Origin of the sequence: Pantoea sp. EKM20T, assembly GCF_011800485.1 — a bacterium.
Classification (GTDB): domain Bacteria; phylum Pseudomonadota; class Gammaproteobacteria; order Enterobacterales; family Enterobacteriaceae; genus Pantoea; species Pantoea agglomerans.
Genome location: NZ_JAALFW010000007.1, coordinates 235,201 through 253,830, shown reverse-complemented (window position 1 = coordinate 253,830; position 18,630 = coordinate 235,201). Strand labels below are relative to the sequence as shown.

Annotated in this window: 18 protein-coding genes; 13 read left to right on the top strand and 5 right to left on the bottom strand. The window is 55.5% G+C overall.

Going from position 1 to position 18,630, the window contains the following annotated elements; all coding sequences use genetic code 11:
• Nucleotides 1–114: 114 nt before the first annotated feature.
• A complete protein-coding gene (gene alaC / locus HFD94_RS14550; protein ID WP_033758563.1) occupies nucleotides 115–1,347 on the top strand; it encodes an alanine transaminase in 1,233 nt (410 codons plus the stop codon).
• Nucleotides 1,348–1,398: 51 nt separating this feature from the next.
• On the opposite strand, the gene ypdK is transcribed toward alaC, so the two are convergent.
• From ypdK to HFD94_RS14535, 3 genes are all read right to left on the bottom strand, one after another.
• On the bottom strand, nucleotides 1,399–1,473 hold the full coding sequence (gene ypdK / locus HFD94_RS14545) for a membrane protein YpdK (RefSeq protein ID WP_099257831.1): 75 nt from the start codon (nucleotides 1,471–1,473) through the stop codon (nucleotides 1,399–1,401).
• A gap of 202 nt (nucleotides 1,474–1,675) precedes the next feature.
• Nucleotides 1,676–2,704 carry an HlyD family secretion protein gene (locus HFD94_RS14540; protein WP_122889723.1) on the bottom strand — a complete coding sequence of 343 codons (1,029 nt, stop codon included), beginning with the start codon at nucleotides 2,702–2,704 and terminating at the stop codon, nucleotides 1,676–1,678.
• A gap of 2 nt (nucleotides 2,705–2,706) precedes the next feature.
• Nucleotides 2,707–4,305, bottom strand: a complete 1,599-nt coding sequence (locus HFD94_RS14535; RefSeq protein ID WP_122889722.1) for an MFS transporter — start codon at nucleotides 4,303–4,305, stop codon at nucleotides 2,707–2,709.
• A gap of 149 nt (nucleotides 4,306–4,454) precedes the next feature.
• Between HFD94_RS14535 and HFD94_RS14530 the strand changes: the two genes are divergently transcribed.
• The 5 genes from HFD94_RS14530 to HFD94_RS14510 all read left to right on the top strand — a co-directional run bounded on the left by HFD94_RS14530 (nucleotide 4,455) and on the right by HFD94_RS14510 (nucleotide 8,460).
• Nucleotides 4,455–5,240, top strand: coding sequence for an IclR family transcriptional regulator (locus HFD94_RS14530; RefSeq protein WP_010257875.1), 786 nt, complete (start codon nucleotides 4,455–4,457; stop codon nucleotides 5,238–5,240).
• Nucleotides 5,241–5,247: 7 nt separating this feature from the next.
• Nucleotides 5,248–5,700: a universal stress protein gene (locus HFD94_RS14525; protein ID WP_010257878.1), complete on the top strand. Its 453-nt coding sequence runs from the start codon at nucleotides 5,248–5,250 to the stop codon at nucleotides 5,698–5,700.
• 9 nt (nucleotides 5,701–5,709) lie between these two features.
• Nucleotides 5,710–6,516, top strand: a complete 807-nt coding sequence (locus HFD94_RS14520; RefSeq protein WP_010257881.1) for a hypothetical protein — start codon at nucleotides 5,710–5,712, stop codon at nucleotides 6,514–6,516.
• Between the two features lie 274 nt (nucleotides 6,517–6,790).
• Nucleotides 6,791–7,072, top strand: coding sequence for a lipoprotein (locus tag HFD94_RS14515; RefSeq protein ID WP_033758553.1), 282 nt, complete (start codon nucleotides 6,791–6,793; stop codon nucleotides 7,070–7,072).
• A 512-nt stretch (nucleotides 7,073–7,584) separates the two neighbouring features.
• On the top strand, nucleotides 7,585–8,460 hold the full coding sequence (locus HFD94_RS14510; RefSeq protein WP_122889721.1) for an SMP-30/gluconolactonase/LRE family protein: 876 nt from the start codon (nucleotides 7,585–7,587) through the stop codon (nucleotides 8,458–8,460).
• Between the two features lie 38 nt (nucleotides 8,461–8,498).
• Here the strand turns inward: HFD94_RS14510 and HFD94_RS14505 are convergent, their stop codons facing one another.
• A complete protein-coding gene (locus HFD94_RS14505; RefSeq protein ID WP_022624176.1) occupies nucleotides 8,499–9,725 on the bottom strand; it encodes an OFA family MFS transporter in 1,227 nt (408 codons plus the stop codon).
• 285 nt (nucleotides 9,726–10,010) lie between these two features.
• Here HFD94_RS14505 and HFD94_RS14500 point away from each other — a divergent pair, with 285 nt between their 5' ends.
• Complete coding sequence (locus HFD94_RS14500; protein ID WP_010257893.1) at nucleotides 10,011–10,244, top strand: hypothetical protein; 234 nt, start codon at nucleotides 10,011–10,013, stop codon at nucleotides 10,242–10,244.
• 36 nt (nucleotides 10,245–10,280) lie between these two features.
• On the opposite strand, the gene HFD94_RS14495 is transcribed toward HFD94_RS14500, so the two are convergent.
• Nucleotides 10,281–11,180: a DMT family transporter gene (locus HFD94_RS14495; RefSeq protein WP_167433252.1), complete on the bottom strand. Its 900-nt coding sequence runs from the start codon at nucleotides 11,178–11,180 to the stop codon at nucleotides 10,281–10,283.
• Between the two features lie 177 nt (nucleotides 11,181–11,357).
• Between HFD94_RS14495 and HFD94_RS14490 the strand changes: the two genes are divergently transcribed.
• From HFD94_RS14490 to HFD94_RS14465, 6 genes are all read left to right on the top strand, one after another.
• Nucleotides 11,358–12,227, top strand: coding sequence for a helix-turn-helix domain-containing protein (locus HFD94_RS14490; protein WP_122889720.1), 870 nt, complete (start codon nucleotides 11,358–11,360; stop codon nucleotides 12,225–12,227).
• Nucleotides 12,228–12,792: 565 nt separating this feature from the next.
• Nucleotides 12,793–13,293 (top strand): type VI secretion system contractile sheath small subunit, encoded by a 501-nt coding sequence (gene tssB, locus HFD94_RS14485; protein ID WP_167433249.1) that lies wholly within the window; start codon nucleotides 12,793–12,795, stop codon nucleotides 13,291–13,293.
• Between the two features lie 33 nt (nucleotides 13,294–13,326).
• Nucleotides 13,327–14,874 carry a type VI secretion system contractile sheath large subunit gene (gene tssC, locus HFD94_RS14480; protein ID WP_122889719.1) on the top strand — a complete coding sequence of 516 codons (1,548 nt, stop codon included), beginning with the start codon at nucleotides 13,327–13,329 and terminating at the stop codon, nucleotides 14,872–14,874.
• A 17-nt stretch (nucleotides 14,875–14,891) separates the two neighbouring features.
• Entirely contained in the window at nucleotides 14,892–16,232 is a 1,341-nt protein-coding gene (tssK, locus tag HFD94_RS14475) for a type VI secretion system baseplate subunit TssK (protein WP_167433248.1), read from the top strand.
• Nucleotides 16,229–16,918: a type VI secretion system protein TssL, short form gene (tssL, locus tag HFD94_RS14470; protein ID WP_089415061.1), complete on the top strand. Its 690-nt coding sequence runs from the start codon at nucleotides 16,229–16,231 to the stop codon at nucleotides 16,916–16,918. The genes tssK and tssL overlap by 4 nt, the downstream gene beginning before the upstream one ends.
• A complete protein-coding gene (locus tag HFD94_RS14465; RefSeq protein ID WP_167433247.1) occupies nucleotides 16,915–18,627 on the top strand; it encodes an OmpA family protein in 1,713 nt (570 codons plus the stop codon). The genes tssL and HFD94_RS14465 overlap by 4 nt, the downstream gene beginning before the upstream one ends.
• Nucleotides 18,628–18,630: the final 3 nt, after the last annotated feature.

Genomic DNA, 18,630 nt, shown 5'->3' with positions numbered 1-18,630 from the left:
TATTTTCCGCCACCCTCGACAAAATGATCCTCGCCACGTTATGTTCGTAACGGGTCACCACAGTGACCCGCGTCGCTCGGACGGTCCGGGCGCTTACGTAATCCAGAGGACATCATGGCTGATAACAGCACACCCCGTCGTTTCTCGCGTATCGAACGTTTACCCCCTTACGTTTTCAACATCACCGCTGAACTGAAGATGGCTGCGCGTCGGCGCGGCGAAGATATCATCGACTTTTCAATGGGCAACCCGGATGGTCCGACTCCGCCACACATCGTCGAAAAGTTATGCCAGGTGGCGCAGCGTGACGATACCCACGGTTATTCCACTTCTCGCGGTATTCCGCGCCTGCGCCGGGCGATCTCGCGCTGGTACGCCGATCGCTATCAGGTTGAGATCGATCCTGAATCAGAGGCGATTGTCACCATCGGTTCCAAAGAGGGGCTGGCGCACCTGATGCTGGCGACGCTGGATCACGGTGATACCGTGCTGGTGCCCAATCCCAGCTATCCGATCCATATCTACGGTGCGGTGATTGCCGGGGCGCAGGTACGCTCGGTGCCGCTGGTGGCGGGTGTCGACTTCTTCAATGAGCTGGAACGCGCCATCCGCGAGAGTTATCCCAAGCCAAAAATGATGATCCTCGGCTTCCCGTCCAACCCCACCGCACAGTGTGTGGAGCTCGACTTTTTCGAACGGGTGATTGCGCTGGCGAAGCAGTACAACGTGCTGGTGATCCACGATCTGGCCTATGCCGACATCGTCTACGATGGCTGGAAAGCGCCATCGATTATGCAGGTGCCGGGCGCGCGTGATGTCGCCGTCGAATTCTTTACCCTGTCAAAAAGCTACAACATGGCGGGCTGGCGTATCGGTTTCATGGTGGGCAACAAAGAGCTGGTCGCCGCGCTGGCGCGAATCAAAAGTTATCATGACTACGGCACCTTTACGCCACTGCAGGTGGCGGCGATTGCGGCGCTGGAAGGGGATCAACAGTGCGTGCGCGACATCGCAGAGCAGTACAAACGCCGCCGTGATGTGCTGGTCAAAGGATTGCATGAAGCGGGCTGGATGGTGGATAACCCGAAAGCCTCAATGTACGTCTGGGCAAAAATACCGGATCATTACGCACATCTTGGGTCGCTGGAGTTCGCTAAGCAACTGCTGCAGGAGGCGAAAGTCTGTGTCTCGCCCGGTATCGGGTTTGGCGACTATGGCGACACGCACGTGCGTTTTGCGCTGATAGAGAACAGCGATCGTATTCGTCAGGCGGTACGGGGAATTAAAGCGATGTTTCGTGCCGATGGCATATTGCCAGGCAGCATAAAAATGGAAGAAGAACGCTGACAGCCAGCAGGGGCGACTCAAGGGTCGCCCCGTGGCGGCACTGTCACGCCATTACTTCAGCAGCAGAACAAAGGTTCCGAACCAAAGTAACGCGAAAAAAGATATTCCCATCAAGGCATATTTCACAAAGCAACTCCTCTGAGCGGTTACGATGATGGCGATCCCAAACCAGTGCAACGCGAACAGATGTGGAAAAGAGATCGCCATTTACAGTCATGGTCTGCTCTTTTCCGGGTTGATCTGAATAACTCAGAACAGGATCGAGCGCTAATTTACGCGTAATCCTCCCCAAATGAAATAGGTCCGTTCTGAGATATTGCTCACAATTTTACGGCACTTCGATTTCAGGGATCGCCGACATGCCTACACGTAACTGAGCCAGATGCTGTTGGTCGCCATCCAGCACAATTTTCACCGGCAGACGTTGAACGACTTTAGTGTAGTTGCCGGTAGCGTTATCGGGAGAGATCGCCGAAAAAGTTACGCCGGTGGCCGGTGCGATGCTGTCCACATGACCTGTAAAGGTCTCGCCCGGCAGGGCGTCCACCCGGATCCGCACCCGCTGACCGGGACGCACATCGCTTAACTGCGTCTCAAGATAGTTAGCGGTAATGTAGGTTTGCTGCAGTGGCACCACCGCCAGCAGACGGGTGCCGGCTGATACGTACGCGCCGGTCCGCACCGAGCGCTGACCCACCATGCCGTCAACGGGCGCAGTAATGCGGGTGTAGGAGAGATTCAGTCTGGCCTGATCGACGCTGGCCTTCGCCGCTGCAACGTCCGCTTCTGCTGAACGCACCGCCGCCTGTAGCACTCCCACCTGTTTTACTGCTGACGCCAGCGCGGCCTGACTCTGATGCACGGCTGCCAGCGCCGAGCGCTGGTTTGAGCTGGCTTTCTGCTGATCGTCGGCTGCCACGGTACCGCTTTTATAGAGGCGGTTATAACGATCGGCGCTCTGACCGGCATACTGTGCAGAGGCTTCACTGGCCGCCACGATGGCTTTCTGCTGATCAATCACCGACTGCTGCTGCTCCAGCTGTGCCTGGCTGCTCAGCAGTTTCGCCTGGCTCACCTGCAGGTCAGCCTCCGCACTTTCCAGTGCCACACGATAGTCACGATCGTCCAGCGTCGCCAGCAGCTGACCCGCTTTGACCTGCTGATTATCCTGCACCTGCACGTGGCTGATGTAGCCCGAGACTTTCGGTGCCACCAGGGTGTAGTCCGCATTGACGTAAGCGTCGTTGGTGCGGTGATCGTTGCCGGTCATCAGTGACCAGACCACAAAAGCGATGGCCAGTAACACCAGCAGCAACAGACTCAGCAGCAGGGTTCTTTTCATTTCGAAAGCACGCATATTCAGTTATTCCGGGAAGGGTTTTGAATCAAAGTTTGAGGCGGCCACACCCGTTTTGGCAGGATGGCGGTAAGCAATAACAGGCAGGCGGCAAAGCCGGTCAGCATCAGCCAGCTGTCGCTCAGGCCGAGGATCGTGGCCTGATGCCTGACCAGGGAAGCGAATCCGCTGAGATTATCGGCGGCACTGATGCTGCCATCCGGCAACAGCGGCAAGCTGCTGCTGGCCTGACTGGCCGTCGACGCTGTCATCAACCAGCTGCGACTGGCCGCCTGATTAATCAGCACACTGGAGTGAAACTGCTCACGATGCGAAAGGAAAACCTCAACCAGCGTAGAGGCAGCGATGCTGGAAAAGCCGCGCACCGTATTAAACATCGCCGAGGCAAACGGGCCTTCTGGCGGGGCCACAACGCTGGTGGCGCTCATCAGTATCGGCAAAATGATCATCGGTTGTCCGAACGCCTGCAGGATCTGCAGCAGCCAGAAATTCTGTCTCGCCCAGTCACTGGTGATCTGTGTGCCCAGCAGACAGGAGGTCACCAGCAAGCCGACGCCCGCCGTCAGCATCCAGCGGCAGTCGATCCAGCGGATATTCAGCAGGGCTGCAATCAGCGGTGCGATCAGCAGTTGCGGCAGACCCACCGCCAGCGCCAGCGGGGCAAACTCAAGGGTGCGAAAGCCGCTGACCTGAGCAAAATAGGCCGAAGGCAGCGCGGAGCCAGAAAGCCCAAGGATGAGCACGCAGGCCAGGCCCAGCAAGCCATGCGCCAGATTTGGCCGTCGGAGCATCTGCAATTTAAACAGCGGCAGCGGGTGAAACCACTCATTAATCAGGAAAACCAGCAGCAGCGGCAGCGCGGTGAGCAACATACCGGTAATCAGTGGCGAGTTCAGCCAGTCGAGGCGCTCACCCTGGGTCAGCACCAGAATCAGCAGCGCAACACCACTGCAGCCGGTCACCATGCCGAACAGATCGATCTGCTGAAAGCGTTCCGGTCGCAGCGGATCCTGGGGCAATCCCCATCCTGTCAGCAGCATAGCGATCAGCATCAACGGCACGACCTGCCAGAACACCATCATCCAGCTGACGTGATCGGTCCACAACGAGGCCAGCGAGGCCGCCATATTGGGACCAAACGTTGCGGTCAGGGCATAGCCCGCCAGGCCAAAAAGTTTAAAGGGCGGCGGCAGAAAGCGCAGGGCGACCGTCATCAGCATTGGCGGTAAGGCGCCGCCAAACAGGCCCTGCAATACGCGCAGGCTGATAAATAGCGTCGGATCCCGCACCAGCGGCAGCAGAATGCCAGTCAGCATAAATCCCGCCGACACGCCTAACGTAAAACGCCGCAGCGACAGGGTGACGGCAAACCAGGGCGCAATCATCATGGCGGCCACTTCTGCCGCCTGATAGCCAGAGATAATCCAGCTACCCTGATCGTAACTGATGCCGATCGCGGCACGGATATCGGCCAGCGCGATATCACTGACGCGATCGTTCAGCCCGGAGGTCAGGGCGGCGATGAGCACGCCGACTAATCCCAGTGCCAGTTGCAGTGTAAAAGGATGAGGGGCCGGCGCGGCGGCAGGCTTAGCGTTCATTGCAGGCGATCTCGTTATTATGATGCAGTGTACTGCGATGTGATACAGGTCGTAATATTACATCCCGGTATACTGTATTGCAATGTGGTACAGGCTGTAAAAAGTGCGGCATTCGCGCTACAGTAAGGCAGCTCAAACAGGACGACGCTATGGCACATCAACCCTCCAGCCGCGAGGATGAAAAAACGGGCGGTATACAGGTCATCGCCCGTGCGGCAAAAATTCTTAATGCGCTTGGCGAACAGCCCGGCGGCATGAGCCTCGGTGAGATCGCTCAGGCGGTCGAACTGCCGCGCTCAACGGTGCAGCGTATTGTTGCCGCGCTCGACAGTGCAGAGCTGGTGCGCAGCAGCGGGGCGGGCGGACTGCGTCTGGGGCCAGCGCTGTTAAAACTAATCTCCAGCGTACATACCGATGTGGTTGATCTGGTCAGTCCGCTGCTGGAAAAACTCTCTTCCGACACCAATGAAACCGTCTCGCTGGCGCGCGCCAGCGGCAGTCAGCTGGCGATTATTCACCACGTGGTGGCGTCGCGTGAGCTTCGGGTGGTTCCGCATATGGGACTCAATCTGCCGCTCTACAGCACCTCCGGTGGACGGGCGTTGCTGGCGCTGGAGTGTGAAAAAGATGTACGGACGATCGTTGGCGACGCCTGGCAGGAGTTAACCGATATGACGGTGAAAACGCTGCCTCAGTTGCTGCAACTTATCAGGGAAGTGCGCGAAACCGGTATCGCCGTGGATCGCGGTGAAACGCTGGAAGGTATCTCTACCATGGCGTTTGCGCTGGATACGCTGTTTGGTCGTTTTTCTGTCTCTTTGCTGGTGCCTTCTGCACGTTTTCTGCGACACGAAGCCCGTTTTCGTGACGAGATGCTGAAGTGTAAAGAGGCACTGGTGCGTGAAATCGGCAAAGTCGCCGCGATAGAAGGATAAGCATTCGATGAAAACCCTGCTGATGGCCATTGATCACTCTCCGGTAGCGGAAAAAGTGGTCGCCTTAACCATTGAAGAAGCGCTGGCGCATCGCGCCGAGGTGGTCGTGCTGTGCTGCGTCGATCCCGCTTACTCTTCCTGTAATCAGCCAATGGAAATCGATGCGGGTGAAGATCCGGCCGATTTTGTGGCTGCGCAGGATGAGCAGAATACGGCAGAAATGGTGGTGCGCCATGCACTGGCTCCGTTACTGCGTGCGGGCATTAATGCGCGGGGCATGATTCTGGCGGGTGACGCGGCAGATACTATCGTTGCCCAGTCGCAACAGCTCAAGGCCAGCATGATTATCATGGGACGTCGCCATCTCTCCTCTTTGAATCGGCTGTTAAAAGGCTCAGTCAGCGCATCGGTTATTGAGCGCGCTCACTGTCCTGTGCTGATCGATGTGCGTAAGGATTAATCCCGCCGCATGAATGCTCTGCTTTTTATTACGCTGGCCGCGTTTGCGCTGCTGGCGCTGATTGTTATTGTGCTGATCAAAACCACCCGGCTGCGTTTGTGGCAGGGGCTGATCATCTTTCTGCTGCCCCTGATACTGGCGAATCTGCTCTGGTTCAGCTGGGTTGCGCCGCATCAGTTGCAGGCCAGTCAGCGTGAGCAGGCGGTAAATCAACTGGCAAAGATGCCCGGTTATCGGGTGCTGCAGACTCAGGAACCGGCGTTATGGCTGTTGCTGACCCAGGAGCTGACCCGGCGCATCCGGGCGGGGGAGCCAGCTGAGAAGGCGACGGGCGAGCTACGTGGCTGGCTGATTGAGGTGATTAATCAGCGGCTGATGCGCGGAACTGACGCGGCGGTGGTCAACTATATCAGCGTCTCAGTTGAAGAGATGCGGGCGCTGAACCAAATCGATCCGGGCCTCTGCTTCCGTTATCTCTATCCGCAGGTGAGTGGCGGCATCAATCTGCTGACCACGCTGCCGCCGTCGCTGAATCGCAAAGAGGCGGATGCCATGGAGCAGCTGCTGCTGAACAGTCCATTGCCCGATCAGCCACTGGATAAGGCGCTGGCGCAGGATGATCTGCAAAAAATTGTCGCCCGGCTCTATCAGCAGTGGGGGGATAAGCTGCAGCAGCTGAATATGCCTGCCGACACGGCGGTTGATCGCTCATCGCTGTGTGCCATGTCGATTGATCTCTACAGCGCGATTCTGGCATTACCTGACAAGCGCGCCGCTAACCTGTTACGTAGAATGATTGCGCTGACTGGCCAGTAAGCGGCAGCGGAGCAGCGGAATGGCGGGCGAAAAAAAGCCCGCTAAGCGCGGGCAGGGAAGAGAGGAACAGATTTTTATTTTTGGCATTTCCTGGTGTGGTGCAGTCTTCATTTTGTCTGAATGCATCTTGTCACGCCGTGCATGATAGTGATAGCCGTTTAATCGTATTACATTAATCGGTAAAAGCTTCTCAAGTTTTGAACTTTCGCGCATTAATCCTATGGATGCGCGGCATGCTGCGTCATAAACTGCGCGGCAACGTGAGGATAACTTAATGAAAAAACTAATAACCGGCGCACTGGCGCTGATTTTGCTGAGTGGATGTACTGCCAGCAAACCCGGGGCATTTGAACGTGTAGATGAAGATCCAGGCTCAAATACCGTGCAGTACCGTTTTGACCCGGTAAAGGTCAATCGTGATGCAATGAATATTGATCTGGCGAATTACTGCAGTAATAAAGGCTTTGATAAAGTCGAGGCGTTACCTGCGCAGGAGAGTCATATTCCGGGACTGCAGAAAGCGTGGTTCCAGTGTAATTATGCTGTGAAAAGCTAAATAAAACGGGCGGGATAATTATCCCGCCCTTAAAGTTTAATGCTTTTATTTTATGCTGTGTGACATCTTTGCCCGTTAGCGGCGATGGTGACCGCCATGATACCCACCGTGATAACCTCCATAGTAGCCTCCATGATATCCGCCGCCACCCCCGCGGTGCCAGCCATTGTCGTGTCTGGGGCTGATGATACAACCACTTAATAATGTCATCAGCGCAACCACCGAAGCGACTTTAATTAATCTCTTCATCGGAAGCTTCTCCTCTTTTCCAATGACTATGACACTACGCTGGAAAAGTGGAGTGAAGATGCAGGCTTTGTAGAGTTATTTAAGAAGGTATGACGGAATATTTCAGAGTGCTGCGTTTTGCAGCGGAGAATAATAAAGAAATAAGAATGAACTGAATAGTAAATACTATCAAAGAGAATAGTCTCAAAATCAAGCGAAAATAATTCTCATTTGAAAGTTTTTACAACTACATTATTAGCATGTCAGTTCAACGGGAGAGAAACATGGTGCATGACGTTAAAAATATTCTGGCTTTACAGGCTGAACTGGGCGAATGCCCGCTCTGGTCAGTGGAAGAACAGGTGCTGTACTGTGTCGATATTCTGGCACCCGCCATTCACCGTTTTGATCCGGTCAGCGGTGAACTGCAAACCTTCCCGCAGGCGGAAGAGGTGGGATGCATCGGTCTGCGTGAGCAGGGCGGTCTGATAGCAGCATTACGTGGCGGTGTCTGGCTGGTGGATGCGCAGGGTAAGCCAGAGAGAAAGATCGCAGAGAATCCCGGTGTGGCTGCGCAAAGTCGCTTTAATGATGGCCGCGTTGATCCCTGGGGGAATTTCTGGTGCGGCAGCCTGTGGGAACCGCAGGACAAAAATGGCGGGCTGCTGTGCCGTGTGACGCCTGACCTGAAGCTGGAGGTCAAAGCGCGTGACATTAAAATTTCCAACGGGCTGGCCTTCTCTCCCGACCGGCGCTGGATGTATCACAGTGACACGCCGAATGAAGCGCTCTATCGCTATCCATTAAACGCGCAGGGCGAACCGGGCGAACGCACCCTGTTCCGCCGTTTCGACGCGAAAGGTGGATTGCCGGATGGTGCCGCAGTGGATAGCGAAGGATTTTACTGGTCCGCACAGTTTGATGGCGGTCGCGTAGTACGCATCGATCCCCAGAGCAGCGAAATCGTCGATGAGATCCTGCTGCCGGTGAAGTGGCCAACCATGGTGGCCTTTGGTGGCGCCGATCTTAAAACGCTGTTTATTACCAGTTCACGGGAAGATCGCACCGAAGAGGAGCTGGCGCGCTATCCGCAGTCAGGCGATATCTTTGCGGTGGACGTCTCGGTGGCGGGCATGGCAGAGCCGCGATTCCGCGGCTAAACGTGAACGGGCCGCTCTGGCGCGGCCCGTCGTGATGGTTAATGACGTTGCAATACAGGTGTTGCTGTAACAGAACTCTGTGGTAAGCGGATGGTGAGTGACAGGAACAGGGAGATGACCAGCAGCGTCATAATCAGGCTGAAGGTGACGGTGAACCCGCCAAACAGCGAGGCGACCAGTGAGCCCAGCACGCTTCCGATACCAAATCCGAGATAGAGCAGACCATAGTTTTTTGTCAGGTTGTTAAGGCCGAAAAAGTCACTGACCAGCGACGGGAATACCGTGATGGTACCGCCAAAGCTGAAGGCTACACAGGCGAGTGACAGGAAGAAGGTGATCTCATTCATTCGGGTAAACAGCAGCACGCTCATCCCGATCAGCGACACGATTTGCGCCAGTGAAATAACCCGGATGCGCATCATTTTGTCAGACAGTATGCCCAGCACCAGACGGCCACTCAGGTTGGCAATCGCAATCACCGTTACCGCACTGGCAGCGGTCTGCGTAGTCAGATGCACCAGCCCTTCGCCGATATCTTTGGCAACGCCTATCACATAGAGACCGCTCATGCAGGCTGTCAGGAACATCAGCGCCAGCATCCAGTACTGAGGCAGACGCACCGACTGTGCCAGCGTGTAATCCCGCGCATGTTGCTGACCATTCGTGCTGCTCCCGGTATCCTGAAGGGGGGCATCACGCATCAGCAGTGCACCGAGGATAATCATCGACATCGCGAGCACGCCCCAGATCATAAAGGTCTGCTCCAGACCCACTGTTGCCAGCAGCGCCCCGCAGATAAATTTGAATCCCAGACTGCCAAGACCGTAAGCGCCAATCGCACAGGCAGAGATCATCCCTTTGCGCTCCGGAAACCACTTCACGCAGTTTGAGAGCGTCATCAGGTAACCTGCGCCATCCGCCAGACCCACCAGCAGTCCGGCGCTGAAATAGAGCATCATCAGGTTATTAGCATGCGCGGTAAGCCAGAAACCCAGCGCCATCAGCACACCCGCCCCGATAGTGACGCGGCGTACGCCAAAACGTTCCTGTAATTTACCGGCCAGCGAGGAGGCAATAGCCAGCCCCAGGCTCAGCAGACCAAACGAAAAAGCGACCTGACTGACCGTCGCATCCAGCTTCTGTGACAGCTGGCCGTTAAACAAACTCCATGTGTAGACTGACCCCAGCGCGAACTGAGTGATTACCGTTCCGAACAATGTAAGCCAGCGAGCACGCTGGTAAGAAGCCTGTTGAGTCTGGTTCATAATTTATCTCTCCCGTCCGGGAATCTGGAAACTGCGGTCAGAATAAAGCAGTGATTCGCGCGCGTGAGCAGTAAAGGCATGAACGGAACGGATCGGGGAATGAAATGCCATTCAGGCGGTATGAATGGCATCGGGAGAGGTTAGCGACGTCGCGTCAAAAGTAAGCAAAACGGCTGCTTAATGATTAAGCGTAATTAGCCGTAAGATAATGTTTCATTAAGATGATTCTGTGAGCAGGTTTACAGATTATTTGCCAGGCTAAGAGTTCACTTATCAGGAGGAAATATGAAAGACCGGACATATGAATCCAGCACCAGTGAGGATGAAGTTTGCTGCATCATCGGTCAGGCGGTGATTGAACTCAGTACAGAACAACAGCCTGTGACCAAATCGACGCTGGCATTAAAACTGCTGTCGATGGCCGATCGTGATAGTGACGATGAGCGTGTTTTGCTCTACTGGATTGCGCGTAAAGCGATCAATAAACCACAGAAACTCCTTCAGCAGCAGTGGGCATAACGCCCATCCGGACGCGGGCCTCAGCCCGCCTCCGCGTCAGATGATTATCCGGCGACGACTTGCCGGCCAACGGGCAAACATCACGACATTGCCCAGTAAAATCATGACAAGGCCAGGGATGGCGCTGGCATGCCACTCATATCCTTCATAACGGGTAGAGAGTGCCAGCGCCACCAGCGGAAACAGCACCGTTGTATAGGCAGCCCGACTGGCTCCGATACGTCCCACCAGCGTAAAATAGGCCCCGAATCCCATCACCGATCCCACGATAGCCAGATAGATCAATGCCCCAAACCACTGTGTATTCCATGTCGGCTGCAGCGAAACACCCTGCAGCAGCGAGACCAGTGCCATGATCAGCGCACCGTATAACATGCCGTAACTGTTGGTTGTCAGCACGTCACGTTGCAGACGCTGATGCCGCTGACTGATCATATTGCCGAATGAAAATCCCAGCGTACCCAGCGCACTTAACCCAATGCCCCACATCAAGCCGGTCGAGGCCTGAGTGCTGCGCAGATCGTGCCAGAACAACGCAACAATGCCCGCCATGCCGAGCACTATCGCCGGAATCAGACGTGCGGAAGGGCGCTGACGGAAAAATATCCAGCTATTAATGGCGTTATACATCACCGCCATAGAGTAAATGACCGACTCCAGTCCGCTGCTGATATAGCCAGAGGCGTAATAGAAGCAGACAAAGTTGAAGCCAAAAACGCAACAGCCCTGCAGCACACAGAAGAGGTGATCCTGCAGCGTCAGCCTGTGCAGACGCTTTATCAGCTTAAGCAGCAATAACATGACCAGCGAGGCTAGCAAAAAGCGCCAGAAGACAGCGACAGTTACGGCGCTGATGCCTGCAGACTGTTGCGCATAAATCGCAATCCAGGTCGTGCCCCAGATCAGCACGACTGAGAGATACAAAAACAGGTTCATTGCCAGATTCTCCACCGCAAAACGCCGAGTCTGCGCCCGCAACGCTCTCTGGTCTTGCAGCGGATTGCGCAGGGTTTGCAAAATCTTGCGCATTTTTACTCTCTGTCCCGATGTGCTCTGTTTTCTGTCCCGCGCAATCCGTAAACTGGCACTCTGTTTATCTGAACTGATACCCCGATGAGTCGCTTCCAGACCTTTGACATGCTGCAACGACACAAAGCACAACTGCGCGATCAGGTGCAGCTTCACAGCGGCATTCAGCTGGCAGCCTGGTTTAATAGTGGCGATCGCGTGACAAACCTCAGCGACCATCACACGCTGAGCCTTTACGTGGCGGGCGGCTACGATACCTGGCATAAAACCCCGAATGGCTGGCGTAACGGTGGCGCACCGGACCGCTTCTGTCTGATGCCGGCAGGCACGGAATCAACCTGGGATCTGCGTGCCGATCTCGCCTTTGTTCATCTTTATTGCAGCGAGAACCAGCTGCGGCAACTGGCCGAACGGGTCTGGGACCGCAGTCCGGCGCAGTTAAACCTGCATGAGAAAATCTTTTCTGTTGATGACCGCATTACCCAGCTCTATCGACACTTTCTGCTGAGCAGCGACTGGCAACAGCCCGCCAGCCAGCTGACGCTGAGCAGCGCATCAACACTCTTGCTGACCCATCTGCTGCAGCACTACAGCGAAGTTAAGTGGCAACTGCCCCAGGTACGGGGTGGACTGGCTCCCGCTGTATTACGGCGGGTTCTGGAATTTATTGAAACCCATCTCGATCAGCCTTTAACCCTGTCTGTGCTGGCGCAGGAAGCGGCATTGAGTGAGTTTCACTTTGCCCGCATGTTCCGTCACACCACTGGCGAGGCACCACACCAGTTCGTGATGCGCCGTCGTATGGATCGTGCAAGGATGTTGCTTGAGCGGCCCGAGCTGACGCTGACCGATATTGCCCTTCAGTGTGGTTACCACTCTTCAGCCCACTTCAGCCATCGTTTCCGGCAGGTTTATGGTATGACGCCCTCGGCGTGTCGTCGGGAAAGTCGATGAACTTCTTAGCGGCAACAGGCACATTAGCAGCGTATAACAGTGCCACAAATCATTAACATAACTTATTATAAAAACTAACCCGTTTGGGCTGGTTCTCGTTTTCACTTTCTGCCGCTATCCTGTAAAAAAAGCATGAACCGCACTTTTTAGCATTGGGTAATTTCTCTGCTCAATCCCGCAATGAACTATCCACTGAAACATTTTTTAGTCCCAGCTATCATGCGCCTCACAGCCTAAATCTTAAGAAAAATCTTACATATCAGATCAGTATAAGATATTTTCTGGCAAGATTACTTTGTTACATATGGTTACATATTATCATTTCCTTTAGCTGACCCACTATTTCTAAACTCGCGCCATGGGTGTTTATCTGAAAAATAAATTCAGGATTTACGCTCTTTCATCGCGTCATATCGCCAGTAAATGGAATGTACTCGCTTCTGACCGCAGGTCCTGCTTTTCATTGAATGTTTAATAGCAGGAATGTTTTATGGCAGGGTAAGCCATTCTTAATATTTGACACTGGCTGTGGCGGTTTCTATCACTCCATAGAACAGGGACAGCCATGTCTAACTCTTCCTTTCAGTCCGAAATACCCAAGGCACGTATCAATTTAAAACTTGATTTGCATACGGGCGGGGCGAGCAAGAAAACCGAACTCCCCCTGAAATTACTGGTGGCGGGCGACTTCAGTAATGGTCAGGAGTCCGCGCCACTCTCTGAACGCAAAAAAGTTAATCTGAACAAAAATAACTTTGACTCAGTACTTTCCGAATATTCCCCAAAAGTAAATCTCACCGTTAAAAACACGCTTGCCGGTGACGGTAGCGAAGACAATATCAATCTGACATTCCAGAGCATGAAGGATTTCACCCCTGAGCAGGTTTCCCGGCAGATCCCTCAGCTGAAGGCGATGCTTTCCATGCGTAATCTGCTTCGCGATTTAAAAGCTAACCTGCTGGACAATCAGGCTTTCCGAAAAGAGCTTGAAAAAATTCTGCTCGACCCGGCATTAAGCGCAGAAATCAGATCTGAGTTGTCTGCTCTGGCCCCTAAACAGCCATAACGGTCAGGATGTTTTAACGGATTAATAAGGAAGATGTTGATGTCTGTAAAAAATGAGAATGCCGCGGGTGGCGAGTGTGTGGTGCTGGAACGTCCGGCCGCTGGTGGGGTTTATGCGTCTCTGTTTAAAAAAATCAATCTGAACCCGGTCTCCGAACTCAGTGCACTGGATATCTGGCAGGATGCGCAGGCGATGTCGGATGCGACTGCGGATGAACGTTTAACGGCCGGGATGCAGGTGTTCCTGGAGTGCCTGACAAAAGCGGGCTCAAAAGTTGAAAAACTCGACAAAAACCTGATTGACCATCATATCGCTGAGCTGGACTACCAGATTAGTCGTCAGCTTGATGCTGTCATGCACCATGAGGACTTCCAGGCGGTAGAAAGTCTGTGGCGCGGCGTGAAATCGCTTGTCGACAAAACCGATTTCCGTCAGAACGTGAAGGTTGAACTGCTGGATATGTCCAAAGAAGACCTGCGACAGGACTTCGAAGACTGCCCGGAAATTATCCAGAGCGGACTGTATAAGCATACCTATATTGATGAGTATGACACCCCGGGTGGAGAGCCGATTGCCGCGCTGATTTCCGCCTACGAGTTTGATGCTTCCGCTCAGGATGTAACGCTTCTGCGCAACATCTCTAAAGTGTCTGCTGCTGCGCATATGCCGTTTATCGGCTCCGCCGGCCCCAAATTTTTCCTCAAGGATTCGATGGAGGAAGTGGCGGCTATAAAAGATATCGGTAACTACTTTGACCGTGCCGAGTACATCAAGTGGAAATCGTTTCGTGAGACGGATGATTCCCGCTATATCGGTCTGGTGATGCCGCGTGTGCTGGGCCGCCTGCCGTATGGCCCGGATACCGTACCCGTGCGCAGCTTCAACTATGTTGAAGAAGTGAAAGGCCCGGATCACGACAAATACCTCTGGGCCAACGCATCCTTCGCCTTTGCATCCAACATGGTGCGCAGCTTTATCAATAACGGCTGGTGTGTGCAAATCCGTGGCCCGCAGGCCGGTGGTGCCGTTCAGGATCTGCCTATCCACCTGTATGACCTCGGCACCGGCAATCAGGTGAAAATCCCCTCTGAAGTGATGATCCCGGAAACCCGCGAATTTGAGTTCGCCAATCTCGGCTTTATTCCGCTCTCCTACTACAAGAACCGCGACTACGCGTGCTTCTTCTCGGCGAACTCGACCCAGAAACCAGCCCTGTATGACACCGCAGATGCGACAGCCAACAGCCGCATCAATGCGCGTCTGCCGTACATCTTCCTGCTGTCGCGTATTGCCCACTACCTGAAGCTTATACAGCGGGAAAATATCGGGACTACCAAAGACCGTCGTCTGCTGGAGCTTGAGCTGAACACCTGGGTTCGTAGTCTGGTGACTGAAATGACCGATCCGGGCGACGAGCTGCAGGCTTCTCACCCGCTGCGCGACGCGAAAGTGACGGTGGAGGATATCGAGGACAACCCAGGTTTCTTCCGCGTGAAGCTCTATGCCGTGCCGCACTTCCAGGTGGAAGGGATGGACGTCAACCTGTCGCTGGTCTCCCAGATGCCGAAAGCGAAATCATAAGCTAAGGCAGGAAGCCAATGAAAACGGAACAACCGTTATGGGGCAGGGGCGTTATGGTCTCTCCCCAGCACTTCCAGCAACAGGTCGCGTACGCGGCCTGGTCTGCGGAGTGCATTGCCCGACTGGGCCTCTCCCATCCCTGGGGGATGATTGAGGCCACTTTCGAACCGGATGCACTGAAACTGGGCCGTCTGCAGGCCCGTCATCTGCACATCCGTTTCCCCGACGGCACGCTTATCGACACGGATAATGCCGACTCCCTGCCGCCGGTGCTGGCGCTTGAGGGCGAATCACAGGAAGTGGTGGTGGTTCTGGCGCTTCCACTACTGCGGGCAAATGGCGGCAACTGCCTCAAACCCGATGAGGTGGCCGAGCGTCCTGTGCGTTATCGCCAGCTCTGGCGGGATGTCCGCAACACCTTTGGGGACGATACCCGCCAGATTGCGGTGATGCAGCCAGAGCTGACGCTGCGTTTCGCCCATCAGAACAACAGTGATTACCTGACCTGTCCGGTCGCCCGCCTGCAGCAGGATTCACAGGGGGCGTGGTTACTGGATGAGACGTTTCTTCCTCCGCTCCTTACCATCCAGAGCAGTCGCTGGCTGGTAACTCAGCTGGAACAACTGATGACGCAACTGCGTGCCCGTCTGAGCCGCCTGATGGACATGCGTCGTGAAAGTAACGAGCGCATGGCCGATTTTGCCGTGGCTGATGTGTCTCTGTTCTGGCTGCTCAATGCCCTGAACAGCGCAGAACCCTTGCTCGGACAGTTTCAGTGTCACCCGCAAAGTCCACCGGAGCGTCTGTACCCGGAACTGGCACGCCTTGCGGGCAGCCTGCTGACCTTCTCGCTGGAACACCAGGTGAGCGCTATTCCTGTCTGGCAGCATGAGCAACTGAATAACGTCTTCCCGCCGCTCTTTGACCTGTTGGGTGACCTGCTGGAAGCCAGCCTGCCGTCGCGGGTGGTGGCGATTGAGCTTGAGCATGATGCCCGGCTTCACTTCTGGCAGGCCCGTCTGCATGACCCACGCCTGCGCGAAGGGGCCGATTACTACCTCTCCGTACGTTCACCGATGCCGGTAGCACAGCTGCAGGAACAGTTCCCGCGCCAGTGCAAGGTCGGCAGTCCGGATCATGTCAGGGGTATCGTCAATTCATCGCGGGTGGGCGTCCCTCTGACGCCACTGCGTCATGTGCCGGCCGCTATTCCACTGCGTCTGGAAAACCAGTATTTCAGCCTGGACGTCTCTCATCCTCTGGCTACCGAAATGCTCCAGGGTGGAACCTGTATGTTTTACGTGCCGGGCATGCTCGGCGAGCCTGAACTTGAACTCTTTGCGGTACTGAGAACATGAGTGAGCGCAAACGCGGCGCGGCCGCGTCCATTGATATTGATGCCCTGCTGCAGGACACCTGGCTGCAGGTGATCAGCCTGCGTCACGGTCCGACGTTTCAGGATGGAGAAGGGCGCACGTTGTGGGAGCGCTGCATTGCTGATGTTGAGCGTGTGCAGCGTGATCTGAAAGCGAGCGAGCTCGATGAAGCCAGCTGTCAGCATATTCTCACTGCACAGTGTGCGCTGCTTGATGAAGCCGTAAAAGGTCGCGGTGTGGAGGATGATGCCTGCGTGCAGTGGTATGACATTCCCCTGCAGGGGCACTTCCTCGGCACCATGGACGCCGGTGATACGCTGTGCGATCGGATGCGCGACGTGCTGCGTGAACCGGCGCCTGACCATGCTGTCGTGACCTGCTTCCAGCGGGTCATGATGCTGGGGTTCCTCGGCAGTTTCCGCTCGCTGAATGATCCGGAGCGCCAGAAACTCGTCAACGCGCTCAGTGAACATGTCACGCCGTTCAGCTATCCGCAGACTCACCCGATACTGGCAGAAAGCCGTACCGGACGAGGAATGGGCGGTTGGCTAACGTCATGGCCCGTGTGTATCGGCCTGAGCGTGGTGGTGGTCACCGCACTCTGGTGGGGACTGGATCACTGGCTGGATCAGATGCTGGCGACCCTGTTACCGGGGGCCGTGAAATGAGTCCTGCACAGCAGCGCGGGCTTGCGCTGTGGGCCGCCCTGCTGAGTGCAGTGGTCTGCCTGGGCTTCCTGCCGCTATCCAGTCTGGTTTCTGTACTTGTTCTGCTTACCGTTCTGGGGCTTATCCTGGCGTTCCGGACTGTCGCCAGTCGTCGTGCGGAGCATGACGTCACCCTGCGTCTGGATGACCTTCCGGAAGCCACTTACCGTCAGCCCGTGGTGCTGGTCTGTGGCGATCTGCCGCTGGAATGTATGCAGCAGTCACCGGTGCTTACGGTTACGCAGGGTTGCTGGATCCGAGTGGAAGATCATCAGGATCTGGAGCAGGCAGCCCGCCAGGTACTGGGGTTGCGACCTGACTGGGGTCGACAGCTGTCGGTGATGGTCAGCGTCTGTCCGCAGACACACGCCGACAGCGAAACGCTTACCAGCCGTCTGCTGGCCCTGCGATGGCAAATCAGCCAGTTGCGTAAAGAGACGGGCCATTCTGTGCCGCTGGTTCTGAATGGTCAGGTTGGCAGCGCGATGATGAATGATCTGCTCTGGCAAGCGGCTATCCCGGGTGAAGGGGTGAGGGTCTGGCGTGAATCTTCAGCGCCGGGTTCAATCGCTGCATGGGTTACCACCAATGGGCCGCCTGCGATGCAGCAACAGGTGCTGATGAACAGCCTGATAAGCTGGTTCCATCAGCACGTCCAGGCTGTCTTTATGGATGAGAATCCCGACGTTCCTGTTATTGCGCCTGCCGCGGTGCTGTGGGGAATGGGACCGATCCTTGCCGGAAGTCTGGCCACATCTGCCTGGACTGCATGGCTTTCCCGTCAAACTGCGATGCAGCAGGTAGCGGGCTGGCAGCCGTCAGGAACGGACAGTACGGTTATCTCCCCCTTCCCGGATTTTATCCTGCCGCTGCTGCCCGAAGGGCGAGGCGTCACGCCGCGTGGGCGAGCCTTCTGCTGTGCGCTCGGTATTTTCACGCTGGCGGCCATTGCTGCGCTGCTCAGTAGTGGCTGGAACAATCGTCAGTTGCTGAAGCGTGTGAGTTTCGACATTGCCCGCTATGACCGTATCCCGATGCATGATTTCGGCCCAAAAGCCGACGCCGTTGCCGTCCTGCGTGACGATGCGGCAGAGCTGGATGGCTGGGCGCGCAATGGCGTACCGATGCGGATGAGCCTCGGTCTGTATCAGGGGGAACGTCTGCGAATGCCTGTGCTGGATGCGATCCGCTCTTATGTGCCACCGCCTCCGCCGCCTGAACCACAGCCGAAACCCAAACCGGTACCGAAAATTGTCCGCCTCGACAGTATGTCGCTGTTCGATTCCGGCAAATCCATGCTGAAGGCTGGCTCCACCAAAATGCTGGTGAACTCACTGGTCGGTATCAAGGCGAAGCCAGGCTGGCTGATTGTGGTCGCTGGCCACACCGATAACACCGGCAATCCGCAACTGAACCAGACGCTTTCTCAGAAACGTGCCGAAGCGGTGCGCGACTGGATGCGTGACACCGGTGACGTGCCGGAAAGCTGTTTTGCGGTGCAGGGTTATGGCGCAAGCCGTCCTATCGCAACCAATGACACCCCGGAAGGCCGTGCGCTCAACCGCCGTGTCGAAATCAGTCTGGTACCGCAGGCCAATGCCTGTCAGATACCGGGCCATACCCAGGCGTCATCGCAGGATGATGGCGCATCACAACACAATGGAGAGTAATTC